Source organism: Streptomyces sp. BK79 (assembly GCF_044142145.1).
Taxonomy (GTDB): Bacteria; Actinomycetota; Actinomycetes; order Streptomycetales; family Streptomycetaceae; genus Streptomyces.
This window is the reverse complement of the sequence record NZ_JBHVOC010000026.1, coordinates 96869-109068: the sequence shown is the minus strand read 5'-3', so window position 1 is coordinate 109068 and position 12200 is coordinate 96869. Positions and strand designations below refer to the sequence as shown.

11 protein-coding genes are annotated in these 12200 nt (G+C 72.5%); 6 read left to right on the top strand and 5 right to left on the bottom strand.

The features are described 5' to 3' along the window. The first annotated feature begins 44 nt into the window (after positions 1 to 44). Together ACFIF2_RS29365 and der are read left to right on the top strand one after the other, a co-directional pair. Entirely contained in the window at positions 45 to 632 is a 588-nt protein-coding gene (locus ACFIF2_RS29365) for a lysophospholipid acyltransferase family protein (protein WP_395576291.1), read from the top strand. Positions 633 to 706: 74 nt separating this feature from the next. Then, entirely contained in the window at positions 707 to 2185 is a 1479-nt protein-coding gene (gene der, locus ACFIF2_RS29360) for a ribosome biogenesis GTPase Der (RefSeq protein WP_395576264.1), read from the top strand. A 101-nt stretch (positions 2186 to 2286) separates the two neighbouring features. On the opposite strand, the gene ACFIF2_RS29355 is transcribed toward der, so the two are convergent. After that, positions 2287 to 2577 carry a hypothetical protein gene (locus ACFIF2_RS29355; RefSeq protein ID WP_395576263.1) on the bottom strand — a complete coding sequence of 97 codons (291 nt, stop codon included), beginning with the start codon at positions 2575 to 2577 and terminating at the stop codon, positions 2287 to 2289. A 74-nt stretch (positions 2578 to 2651) separates the two neighbouring features. Continuing rightward, entirely contained in the window at positions 2652 to 3464 is an 813-nt protein-coding gene (locus ACFIF2_RS29350) for a hypothetical protein (protein WP_395576262.1), read from the bottom strand. 710 nt (positions 3465 to 4174) lie between these two features. Here ACFIF2_RS29350 and ACFIF2_RS29345 point away from each other — a divergent pair. Then, entirely contained in the window at positions 4175 to 4390 is a 216-nt protein-coding gene (locus tag ACFIF2_RS29345; protein ID WP_395576261.1) for an I78 family peptidase inhibitor, read from the top strand. 9 nt (positions 4391 to 4399) lie between these two features. On the opposite strand, the gene ACFIF2_RS29340 is transcribed toward ACFIF2_RS29345, so the two are convergent. After that, positions 4400 to 5422 (bottom strand): phosphatase PAP2 family protein, encoded by a 1023-nt coding sequence (locus tag ACFIF2_RS29340; RefSeq protein ID WP_395576260.1) that lies wholly within the window; start codon positions 5420 to 5422, stop codon positions 4400 to 4402. 237 nt (positions 5423 to 5659) lie between these two features. Continuing rightward, a complete protein-coding gene (locus ACFIF2_RS29335; RefSeq protein WP_395576259.1) occupies positions 5660 to 6847 on the bottom strand; it encodes a glycosyltransferase family 39 protein in 1188 nt (395 codons plus the stop codon). A gap of 255 nt (positions 6848 to 7102) precedes the next feature. Here ACFIF2_RS29335 and ACFIF2_RS29330 point away from each other — a divergent pair, with 255 nt between their 5' ends. Further along, the gene (locus ACFIF2_RS29330; protein ID WP_395576258.1) at positions 7103 to 8701 is read left to right on the top strand and encodes an MFS transporter; all 1599 of its coding nucleotides are present in this window, start codon (positions 7103 to 7105) and stop codon (positions 8699 to 8701) included. Between the two features lie 88 nt (positions 8702 to 8789). Beyond that, complete coding sequence (locus tag ACFIF2_RS29325; RefSeq protein WP_395576257.1) at positions 8790 to 9980, top strand: acyl-CoA dehydrogenase family protein; 1191 nt, start codon at positions 8790 to 8792, stop codon at positions 9978 to 9980. Between the two features lie 44 nt (positions 9981 to 10024). Here ACFIF2_RS29325 and ACFIF2_RS29320 read toward each other — a convergent pair whose 3' ends face one another. Then, complete coding sequence (locus tag ACFIF2_RS29320) at positions 10025 to 10462, bottom strand: cell division protein SepF (RefSeq protein ID WP_395576256.1); 438 nt, start codon at positions 10460 to 10462, stop codon at positions 10025 to 10027. A 289-nt stretch (positions 10463 to 10751) separates the two neighbouring features. On the opposite strand from ACFIF2_RS29320, the gene ACFIF2_RS29315 reads away from it, so the two are divergent. Further along, entirely contained in the window at positions 10752 to 11945 is a 1194-nt protein-coding gene (locus tag ACFIF2_RS29315) for a DUF5685 family protein (protein ID WP_395576255.1), read from the top strand. Positions 11946 to 12200 lie beyond the last annotated feature (255 nt).

The following is a 12200-nucleotide window of genomic DNA, read 5'->3' as shown; positions in this document are numbered from 1 at the left end:
CCCTCTCAGGCGCCGAGGCCGGGCGGCGCATCGGCGTCGGCCTGATGTACGGGCTGTGGAAGCCGCGCGTGCTGGGCGCCTGGCGGGTGCCCGCCACCGGCCCGGTGATCTACGCCGTCAACCACGCGCACAACATCGACGGCCCGATGGTCATGGGCGTGGCGCCCCGGCCGACGCACTTCCTGATCAAGAAGGAGGCGTTCGTCGGCCCGCTCGGGAGGTTCCTGACCGGCATCGGGCAGGTCGAGGTCGACCGCCACTCCACCGACCGCACGGCCATCGCCCGCGCGCTGGGCGTGCTGGACAACGGCGGCGTGCTGGGCATCTTCCCGGAGGGCACCCGGGGCGAGGGCGACTTCGCCTCGCTGCGCGCCGGGCTCGCCTACTTCGCGGTGCGCAGCGGCGCCCCGATCGTCCCCGTCGCCGTCCTGGGAAGTACGGACCGGCCCGGGCGGTTGATAAAGGCGCTGCCCCCGCTGCGCTCCCGCGTCGACGTCGTCTTCGGCGACCCCTTCGAGGCGGGCGACGGCAGCGGACGGCGCACCCGCAAGGCCCTGGACGAGGCCACCGAACGCATCCAGAAGCAGCTCACCGCGCACCTGGAGAACGCCAGGCGGCTCACCGGCCGCTAGGCGACACTTGAGTAGTGGATCACTTGCCAAAGGGGTGTTCCACCGATCACCACGATGAACGAGGTACGGACTTCATGAACGACCACATCCACTCCGAGGGCTCGGGCGAGGAGCACGACCACGGGGCGCTCGGTGACACCGAGTACGCGCAGTTCATGGAGCTCGCCGCCGAAGAGGGCTTCGACATCGAGGACGTCGAGGGCGCGATCGAGGAGGCCGGGCACGGCCCGCTGCCCGTCCTCGCCGTCGTCGGCCGCCCCAATGTCGGCAAGTCGACCCTGGTGAACCGGATCATCGGCCGCCGCGAGGCCGTCGTCGAGGACAAGCCGGGCGTCACCCGCGACCGCGTCACCTACGAGGCCGAATGGGCCGGCCGCCGCTTCAAGGTCGTCGACACCGGCGGCTGGGAGCAGGACGTCCTCGGCATCGACGCCTCCGTGGCCGCGCAGGCCGAGTATGCGATCGAGGCCGCCGACGCGGTCGTCTTCGTCGTGGACGCCAAGGTCGGCGCCACCGACACCGACGAGGCCGTCGTACGGCTGCTGCGCAAGGCCGGCAAGCCCGTCATCCTGTGCGCCAACAAGGTGGACGGCCAGAGCGGCGAGGCCGACGCCTCCTACCTCTGGTCCCTGGGGCTCGGCGAGCCGCACCCGGTCTCCGCGCTGCACGGCCGCGGCACCGGCGACATGCTGGACCGGGTCCTGGAGGCCCTGCCCGAGGCCCCGGCCCAGACCTTCGGCACCGCCGTCGGCGGCCCGCGCCGCATCGCCCTGATCGGCCGTCCCAACGTCGGCAAGTCCTCGCTGCTGAACAAGGTGGCGGGCGAGGAGCGGGTCGTCGTCAACGAGCTGGCCGGCACCACCCGCGACCCGGTCGACGAGCTGATCGAGCTGGGCGGCGTGACCTGGAAGTTCGTCGACACGGCGGGCATCCGCAAGCGGGTCCACCTCCAGCAGGGCGCCGACTACTACGCCTCGCTGCGCACCGCCGCCGCCGTCGAGAAGGCGGAGGTCGCCGTCATCCTCATCGACGCCTCCGAGTCGATCTCGGTCCAGGACCAGCGGATCGTCACCATGGCCGTCGAGGCGGGACGCGCGATCGTCGTCGCCTACAACAAGTGGGACACCCTCGACGAGGAGCGCCGCTACTACCTGGAGCGGGAGATCGAGACCGAGCTGGGCCAGGTGGCGTGGGCACCTCGGGTCAACGTCTCGGCGCAGACCGGCCGGCACATGGAGAAGCTGGTCCCGGCGATCGAGACGGCCCTGGCCGGCTGGGAGACCCGCGTCCCGACGGGCCGGCTGAACGCCTTCCTCGGCGAGCTGGTCGCCGCCCATCCGCACCCGGTCCGCGGCGGCAAGCAGCCGCGCATCCTGTTCGGCACCCAGGCGGGCACCAAGCCGCCCCGGTTCGTGCTCTTCGCCTCCGGCTTCATCGAGGCGGGCTACCGGCGCTTCATCGAGCGCCGGCTGCGCGAGGAGTTCGGCTTCGAGGGGACGCCGATCCACATCTCGGTGCGGGTGCGCGAGAAGCGCGGCGCGAAGAAGAAGTAGTACGAGAAGAAGTAGTACGAGAAGAAGCAGCAAAAACAGCGGCAGGAACGAGAGAGGGCGACCCCCGCCGGGGTCGCCCACGCTCGTCTCTCAGGTGGTCGTCAGGTGCCCGAGCGGGGCGCCGGTGGCAGCGCGGCCGGGACGTGGTGCGTGCCGACGCGCTGCCACACCGACTGCTGGCCGACGCGGGCGCTGTGGGCTCCGGCGCTGTAGGCGCTGTAGGCGCCCCGGCCGCGCGGAATGCTCCGGAAGGCCGTGAACCCCAGCTCCTCCTCGCCGCTGCGATCGCCCGGCAGCGATCGGAAGGACCGGACGTACTCGGCGTAGAGCGCGTCGTAGATCGGCGTGGCCGAAGGGCCGCCCTGGCGGTGGAAGGCGTCGTATGCGTACACGTATGTCCAAACGACACCGCGCGGGAAGAGATGCGGCCCGGGCGGGGGCCGCCTGGCGCCCGCACGGACGGCGGTCAGGTTCCCGCCAGCGGCAGGGCCGCCGCGACGAGCTGCCCGTTCGCCGCCGCCTTGTCCAGCGCGTCGCGCAGCAGGTCCTCGCGGGGCTGGCGGCCGATCGACCCGACGGGCGCCGCGAACATCAGCACCTGCTGGTGCTTGTTGGCCGCCGTGCGCCAGCCCTCGGTGACCTGGAGCGGCTGGTGCGCCTGCCACCAGGCCACCGGCCGGCCGCCGTTCGTGCCCGGCTGGAGCACCGCGTGCAGCTGGCCCATCGCGAGCAGCACCGACCAGCCGTGCAGCACGTGCGGCACGCCGGTCAGCTCGGTGACCGGCATGAAGCCCTGCTCGATGAGCAGCGGCAGGAAGTCGTCTCCGGCGCCCGACGACCCGGGCCGCGCGATGGGGCCGGTCGGCTCCACCACGAGGGCCGGGTGCAGCTCCCCGGCGATCAGGATCAGTCCGCTGGTGACGCCGAGCACGGCCTGCTCGGCCGCGGGCCTCTCGGACGCCTGCTCGGCGGGGGCGGCCTGCTCGGTCCGGGAACGGGCGTGGTCGGCGTTGATGGACCTCACGGCCCCCTGGAGCTGCTCCTCGGTGACCTTGACGACCTGCGAGGGCAGACAGCCGGCGTGGGCGAAGGCGAGGACGGCGGTCTCGTCCCCGATGAAGAGAACGGTGCTGGTGCGCTCCTGTTCGCAGTCGCCCGGGGTGCGGCAGGACGTGCAGTCGTAGCTGCCCGGGGCGGACTCCCCGGCGAGCAGGCGGTCGGCTTCTTCGTCGCCGATCTCGGCGCGTACGTCGTCGCTGACGTCGAGCATGCGCGGCACGGGTGGCTCCCTCGGGATGCGGTGCGTGGCCGGACCGGGTGGCTCCCGGGCCGTGGTCCGGGCGGGTCCCGGCTCATGCACAGACAACGGACGATCCGTAGCGGGAGTCACGCCCCATGGCCAACGGAATCCGACCGCGCGAGGCGCACGGGCACCGGTCCGCCCGGGTCGCCCGCGCCACCCCAAGTCACCCGCAGGAAATGGGTGTTGACGGCACGCGGCGACTGGTGGTGCCCCTCGTCGGGAGTCGACAAATCACGAAATCAGTGAATGAACTGGGCGGCCGGGCGGGGCCGCCGCTCGAACCGGTGCGCGGTTCGTGACCACATCGACATCGGACACGGAGCGCCGTGAGCCGGTCCGCGAGTGCGGAGAACCTGTGAGCGGGAGAGGTATTTCCTGTGTGGGTGTCCGAACTCGGCAAGTCCGTTCGGAGTCCTTCCCATACGGAATGCGACGCGTCCTCGGGGCGCCGTGCGGCCCTTTTTCGCGCCCCTATTCGACCGGGCGGCGCGACACGCGGTAATTCACCTGCCCCGCCCACGGAAGGCGTGCGAATCCGTCCGTCCGTGTGACGGAGTTCGATCAAAACACAGCCTGTGATCCTGTGACAGAAATGTGACCGGAGATGGATCTGTGCCCGCTGTTACCGGTCCCGCGGTTACCGGTCCGGGCTTCCCCGCTCGTGGAGCAGGGCATAGCGTGGCGGCATGGCACCGATTCCGACACCACCGGCCGAACCCCAGGACAGCCCGGACGCCTACGTCGGCCTCGAATCCGCCCCGGCCGAACGGCTCGCGCGGGAACGGGGATGGACGACGGTGCGGGCGCTGGAGCCCGGGACGATGATCACCATGGAGTACCGCGTGGGCCGCCTCAACTTCGAGGTGAAGGACGGCCGCGTGGCCCGCGCCTGGAAGGGCTGACCCGCCGGGTCAGCCGCCCGATCCCGACAGCGGGCGGGCCGCCGGGGCCGCGCCGCGCGGGTGACGGTCGGCGTGCGGCGGCCTGCGGCTGCCGGCCGGCGTGACCGGCGTACGGTCGGCGCGGGTCGTGTGCGGGCCCGGGGCCAGATACGCCGGGGCCCGGGTGCGGGGCGCGGCGACCGGCTCGCGCACCGGGGATTCCGCGTGGCCGGGGGCGGGCGGGGTGGCCACCACGGGCGGGCCGACCGGCCGCTTCGCCCCGTCCGTACGGCCGAGGCGGGCGAACCAGCGGTCGCGCACGCCCAGGATCCAGGTCTCGGCGCGGGTGATCAGCGGCTCGAACCACGGCAGCGCCAGCAGGATCAGCAGCCCGGCGGCCCAGCCGAGGAGCACGTCGCTGAGCCAGTGCGTACCGAGGTAGACGGTGGACATGCCCACCCCGAGCGAGGTGACCGCCGACAGGGCCGACAGCCAGCGCCGCGCCCTCGGCGTCGAGGCCATGTAGGCCAGGATGCCCCAGGTCACGACGGCGTTCGCGGTGTGACCGCTCGGAAATATATCCCCGCCGAGCCACATCTCGTTCGAGCCGATCGTGGTCGCGTAGTGCGGCCCCAGCCGGCCCATGCCGTACTTGGCGGCGCCGACCGTGATGTTCAGCAGGAGCAGGGAGGCGCCGAGCGCGAGCAGGGGGCGCAGGGTGTGCTGCCGCCAGGAGCGCCAGCCGAGCCAGGCGGCGACCATCACCGCGGTGGGGCCGCGCTGGCCGAGCACCACGTAGTAGTCGACGAAGGCGTGGATCTCCGGCCACTGCTGGTACGGCCGGAAGAACATGACCTGCCAGTCGAGCCGGACCAGCCACGAGGTGATCACCACGGCCCACACGATCGCGACGTAGAACGCGAGGGTTCCGGCGAACAGCGCGATCCTGTGCCGGCTCATCACCGGCACGTCCAGGAGCTCCGGCCGTTCCGGCTCCCGGTCCAGTCTCGCGAACACCCGGTCCAGACGGGTGAGCTTCCGTTCGGTACGCACCCAATCGACGTTACAGCGAGTGAGGAGTGGACCCGGCCGAATCAACGGCTTTGTGATGACGATGTGATGTGGGATTCCTCTCAGGCGGTGGTTTATTTCCATGGAATCCGTAAAGCGGTCCGGCTGCGGACTTCAATTCCTTTGATCGGCCCGGTCGGCGGTTTTATCGTGCTTATGAATTCGTTCACCGCGCGCTGGTACGGAATTCTCCCGCCGGACATCGGGCGCCCCGGGCCGTCAGGGCGGGCCGGAGCCGTTCAGCCAGAACGCCCCGTACACCGCCGAGGCCGCCGCCACACCGCCCACCACCAGCGCCGACCTGGAGGTCCGCGCCCGGGCCAGGGCCACGGCGAGGGGCAGCAGCAGCGGGAAGGCGGGCATCAGCAGCCGGGGCTTGGAGCCGAAGTAGCTCGACGCGCACAGGGCGAGGACGGTGACGACCCCCGCGTACACCAGCAGCGGGAGCGGCTGGCGCTGCCGCACGCAGACCACGTACAGCCAGACCAGCAGGACGACCCCGGCGATCAGCCCGACGCCCGCCAGGGCCGACGGGAACGACGTGAACTTCGCGGCGACGAACCGGGCGAAGGCCACGCCCCCGTCGAAGCCGTTGCGCCAGCCGGCCTGGACGTCGAGATAGCCGAGGGGGCCCTTGCCGGTGCGGTGGCCGACCCACAGCACGTAACCGGCGGCACCCAGGGGCGCGAGCAGCATCCCGAGCACGCGTCGCACGCCGTCACCGGGGGCGCGCTCCGGCGGGCGGGCGTCGTCCGGGGTGGCGCCGCGCCGGTCGCGGACGAACGCCACGACGGCGGCCGTCCACAGCGCCGCCGTCACCGCGAGCCCCACCGGCCGGGTCAGCCCGGCCAGCGCGGCCAGGGCGCCCGCCGTCACCCAGCGCCCGGTGAGCACCGCGTACAGCGACCAGGCGGCCAGCGCCGTGAACAGGGACTCGCTGTACGCCATCGACTGGACGATCCCGACCGGCAGCACGGCCCACAGCAGCACCGCGCACACCCCCGCGCGGCGGCCGTACACGTGCTCCGCCACCGCGAAGATCCCCCAGGCCGCCGCGAGCGAGGCGAGCAGGCTCACCACGAAGCCCACGTCCGCGTACGACAGGGGCGACACAGCCGCGCCGAGCCGCTCCAGCCAGGGCAGCAGCGGGAAGAAGGCCAGGTCGGAGTGGACGTCGCCGCCCGGCAGGCGGACCTCGTGGCCGTACCCCCGCTCGGCGACCCCGCTGTACCAGAGCGAGTCCCAGCGGGCGGTCAGCAGCGTGTACGCGCTCTTGTCGCGCGCGGCGCTCCACAGGGCCAGGACGAGCAGGCCCAGGGCGCGGACGGCCGCGTAGCCGAGCAGCGCCGGGGCGGCCCGGCGCAGGGCACCCGGGCGGCCCGCCGTGCGCGTTTCAAGATCGGTCACGGGCTCGATTATCCGTGGGTGGCGCGGACGGCAGGCCGGGCGGGGCGGCGGGGCCGGGGGCCAGTGGCGCATGCCACACGGATGACGCGGAATGTGTGAGGCCCACCACGTGTGCGGTGCTCGCTCTCGCGTACCCTGACGAGTCACTCGCGTTCCGCCGCACGGCCCGGAGACCCCGCTCCTCTCCGGCCGGTCCGCAGGGGAGTCCCCACCCCGCGCAGCCCGCCGGACGCGAGGGAACATGGAGGTACGTACATGTCCGGGACGACCACGGCCGCCGCCGAGCTGCGCCGTAGGGCGGCCGGGGCCGGTGCCAACCGCTGGGTGGTCCTGGTCGTCCTCTGCGTCAGCCTGCTGCTCGTCGCCGTCGACGCCACCGTGCTGCACGTGGCGGTCCCCGCCGTCACCGAGGACCTCAGGCCCGGCGGGATCGAACTGCTCTGGATCGTCGACGTCTATCCGCTCGTCTGCGCCTCGCTGCTGATCCTGTTCGGCACGCTGGGCGACCGGGTCGGCCGCAGACGGATCCTGCTGCTCGGTTACGCGCTGTTCGGCGTCGCCTCCGCGCTCGCGGCCCTCGCCGACACCGCCCAGGTCCTGATCGCGGCCCGCGCGCTGCTCGGCGTCGGCGGCGCCATGATCATGCCGGCGACGCTGTCGATCCTGCGCCAGGTCTTCCCCGACCGGCGGGAGCGGGCGCTGGCCATCGGCGTCTGGAGCGCCGTGGCCGCGGTCGGCGCGGCGGTCGGGCCGCTGCTCGGCGGCTTCCTGCTGGAGCACTTCTGGTGGGGCTCGGTCTTCCTCGTCAACATCCCGCTGATGCTGGTCAGCCTGCCGGTGGGGCGGCTGCTGCTGCCCGAGTCGAAGGGCGACGGCCGCGGGCCCTGGGACGTGACCGGCGCGCTGATGGCGGCGGTCGGTCTGTTCGGGGTGGTCCTCGGCGTGAAGCGGCTGGGCGGCGGCGAGCCGGTGGTGAGCGTGTTCACCGTGCTGCCGCTGGTGGTGGGCGCGGTGCTGCTGGCCGGGTTCGTGCGGCGGCAGCGGCGGCGTACGCATCCGCTGGTGGACCTCGCGATGTTCCGGCGGCCGGCGTTCAGTACGTCGGTGGGGTGCATCGTGCTGGCGATGCTGGCGCTGGTGGGTCTGGAGCTGATCGCGGCGCAGTACCTGCAACTGGTGCTCGGGCTGTCGCCGCTCCAGACCGGGCTGCGGCTGCTGCCGCTGACCTTCGCGGCGATGGCCGCGGGACTGGCGGGCGCGCGGATGCTGCGGCGGTTCGGGCCCCGCCGGATGGTGTGCGCCGGGTTCTGTCTGACGGCCTTCGCGGTGGTGCTGCTGACGGCGCTGGGACGGACCGACGACTGCGCCCTGATGCTGTCCGGGTTCGTGCTGCTCGGCTTCGGTCTGGAGACGACGCTGTTCGGGGCGTACGAGTCGATGCTGAGCGAGGCGCCGCCCGAGCAGGCCGGCGGGGCGGCGGCGATCGGCGAGACGTCGTACCAGCTGGGCGCCGGGATCGGGATCGCGCTGCTGGGCAGCGTGATGAACGCCGCGTACGCGCCCGGGCTGACGGGCGGTGTGCCCGGGGTGCCGGCGTCGGCCTCGGCGGCGGCGGGGCATTCGCTGGGGGAGGCGTACGAGGTCGCCGCGCAGCTCGGGGGGCCGGTGGGGAGTGCGTTGCGGCGGGCCGCGGCGGACGCGTTCGTGCACGGGCTGCACGTGACGTTGGTGGTCAGTGCCGGGTTGCTGCTGCTGGGGGCGGTGATGGCGTTGCGGCTGCCGCGGGGGATGCGGTGCGAGGAGGTCTCCGTGCCCGCGCCCCGGGACGCGGTGGAGTCGCGGGTGTCGGTGTGAGCAGGGTGGACGTGCGCCACACTGCCGCGTAACGTCGGCGTCGTGCCGTAACTAGCACTGCTAGTTTTATCGTTCCGGAGGGTGTCCCATGGCCGCGTCCCCCAAACTGCCCGCGTTCGACCCCGTCGATCCCCTCGGTATCGACGACCTCCTGGAGCCGGAGGACCTGGCGGTCCGGGACACCGTGCGGAACTGGGCCGCGGACCGTGTGCTGCCGCACATCGCGCAGTGGTACGAGAACGGCGAGCTGCCCGGCATCAGGGAGCTGGCCCGCGAACTCGGCTCCCTCGGCGCGCTCGGCATGTCGCTCGACGGATACGGATGCGCCGGGGCGAGCGCCGTGCAGTACGGGCTCGCCTGCCTGGAGCTGGAGGCGGCCGACTCCGGCATCCGCTCCCTGGTCTCCGTGCAGGGCTCCCTCGCGATGTACGCCATCCACCGCTTCGGCAGCGAGGAGCAGAAGCGGACCTGGCTGCCGCGCATGGCCGCGGGCGAGGTCATCGGCTGCTTCGGGCTGACCGAGCCCGACCACGGCTCCGACCCCGCGAACATGCGCACCCGCGCCAAGCGCGACGGCGGCGACTGGGTGCTCGACGGGCGCAAGATGTGGATCACCAACGGCTCGGTGGCCGGCGTCGCCGTCGTCTGGGCGCAGACCGAGGAGGGTGTGCGCGGATTCGTCGTCCCGGCCGACAGCCCGGGGTTCTCCGCGCCCGAGATCAAGCACAAGTGGTCGCTGCGCGCCAGCGTCACCAGCGAGCTGGTCCTCGACGGCGTACGGCTGCCCGCCGACGCCGTCCTGCCGGAGGTCACCGGCCTGCGCGGGCCGCTGAGCTGTCTCACCCACGCCCGCTACGGGATCGTCTGGGGTGCGATGGGCGCGGCCCGCAGCTCCTTCGAGGCGGCCGTGCGGTACGCGAAGACGCGGGAGCAGTTCGGGCGGCCCATCGGGGGCTTCCAGCTCACCCAGGCCAAGCTCGCCGACATGGCGGTCGAACTGCACAAGGGGATCCTGCTCGCCCACCACCTCGGGCGGCGCATGGACGCCGGCCGCCTGCGTCCCGAGCAGGTCAGCTTCGGCAAGCTCAACAACGTGCGCGAGGCCATCGACATCTGCCGGACGGCCCGGACGATCCTCGGCGCCAACGGGATCTCGCTGGAGTATCCGGTGATGCGGCACGCGACGAACCTGGAATCGGTGCTCACCTACGAGGGCACCGTCGAGATGCACCAGCTGGTGCTGGGCAAGGCGCTCACCGGACTCGACGCCTTCCGGTAGGAGCGCGCAACGGGGTGGGCGGGGCCGTGGTGCGCGGCCCCGCCTCAGCTCTGGTTGAAGAAACCGTCGGAACGGTGCGCGGCGGGCTCGCCGCTGATGACCTGGGTGTCGGCCGGGCTCAGCAGGAACACCCGGGTGGACACCCGCTCGATCGAACCGCGCAGGCCGAAGATCAGACCGGCCGCGAAGTCGACGACGCGCTTGGCGTCGCCGGCCTCCATGGCCGTCAGGTTCATGATGACCGGGACCCCGTCCCGGAACAGCTCGCCGATGGACCGCGCGTCCCGGAAGCTGTCCGGGGTGACGGTCGCGATGCGGCGGCCCTTCTCCTCGGCCACGTCCGTGGCCACCTTGACCCGCGGGTCCGTGACCCAGGCGTCCCCGGAGTCGGAGCCCTCGGTGTAGTCGTCGTCGTAGTAGCGCTCGTCATCGTTGTCGTCGACGAGGCCGAGCCACGCACTCGCCTTGCGTACCGATCCCATGGACGCCTCCTCTCACAGCGGTCTTTCGTGCTTCCGCATCCCTATGGTCATCCATGATGCGGACGTCGCGCCAAGTGGATAGACGCCGCCCGGGGGGTTTGTGACGGTACTGGTGCACAGCGAATCCGTCGAGAGTCCTTGTGTCCCAAGGGTCGTTTCCCAAACGGATGCTGACTGTGAGTGAAATATGATTCTTCCCGGCGGACGGGTGAGGGACAGTGCGTACGGGTGAACGCCCGCTCGGCACGATGCCGCAGCTCAGCGTCCTGGCTGTCATGGGGGGAACGTAGTGTTCGGAATCGTCAGGCCATGCAGGCACCGGCTCGGGGAAAGCCTCACGAGCCAGTGGATGGCGCATTTGTGCGGGCTGTGCCTCGCGTTGCGCAAGGACCACGGACAGTTCGCGCGCATCGTGACGAACTATGACGGGCTGCTCATCTCGGTGTTGACGGAGGCTCAGGCCGACCGGGCCGCCGGCCCGGGTGCCGGACGGCGCACGGCGGGGCCGTGTCCGCTGCGCGGCATGCGCACCGCGTCCGTCGCGCACGGTGAGGGGGCCCGGCTCGCGGCGGCCGTCTCCCTCGTGCTCGCCTCGGCCAAGGTCCGCGACCACGTCGCCGACGGGGACGGGCTGCTGGCCCGCCGGCCGGTGGCCCTCGCCGCCCGCCGGGTCGCCACGGGCTGGGACGCGGCCGGTGCGCGCGGCGGCAGTGCCGTCGGCTTCGACACCGCCGTACTGGTCGACGCCGTGGACCGGCAGGGCGGCATCGAGGCGCTGGCCGGCCCCGGCACCCCGCTGCTCACCGTCACCGAGCCGACCGAGACCGCGACCGCCGCCGCGTTCGCGCACACCGCCCACCTCGCCGGCCGGCCGCGCAACGCGGAGCCGCTGGCGGAGGCCGGGCGCCTCTTCGGCAGGCTCGCCCATCTCCTGGATGCCGTGGAGGACCGGGAGGCCGACGCCGCGTCGGGCGCCTGGAACCCGCTCACCGCCACCGGCACCCCGCTCACGGAGGCCCGGCGGCTGGCGGACGACGCCGTGCGCGGGGTGCGGCTGGCGCTGCGCGAGGCGGAGTTCGGCGACGGCCGTCTGGTGCACCGGCTGCTCGCGCACGAGCTGGGCAACTCCGTCGACCGCGCCTTCGGCACCGTCTCCTGCGCGCACGGCAGTCACCCGTACGCCCCTCCCGGCACTCCGGGCGCCCCCGGGGGCCCCGGTGCGCCGGTGCCCCCGGAGCCACCCCGCCGGGACCGGCGCGGGCTGCTCGCGGGGTGCGCCGTGTGGCTGGGGCTGGCCTGTACGTGCCAGCTGTGCTGCGGCACGTACCACGATCCGTGGAGCGGGGAGCGCAAGGAGGGGCAGTGCGCCAACTGCGACTGCAGCGGGTGCGGGGACTGCTGCAGTTGCTGCGACTGCTGCGGCAACTGCTGCGGTGACGACGGGTGCGGGTGCGACGGCTGCGACTGCGGGTGCAGCTGCTGAACACCGGGGTCGGGCTGTCGGCCCGTCAGTTCGTCGGTCGGGAGCCACCGGTGGCGGTGGCTCCGGAAGGCCGCGGCGAGGCCGTTCACGGGTGACGGCCGAAAGGCACTCTTGCGCCGACCGGTCGTTCGGCCGAATACTCCAACCTCAGCGCTTGTCAGGGGCACGACGCATCCGGAACCCGGGTGTCCCGTCCCTGGCTGCGCCTCACGGGCCCCCAACCCCACAAGAGGGCCCCCTACTTCCTTTGTGGAG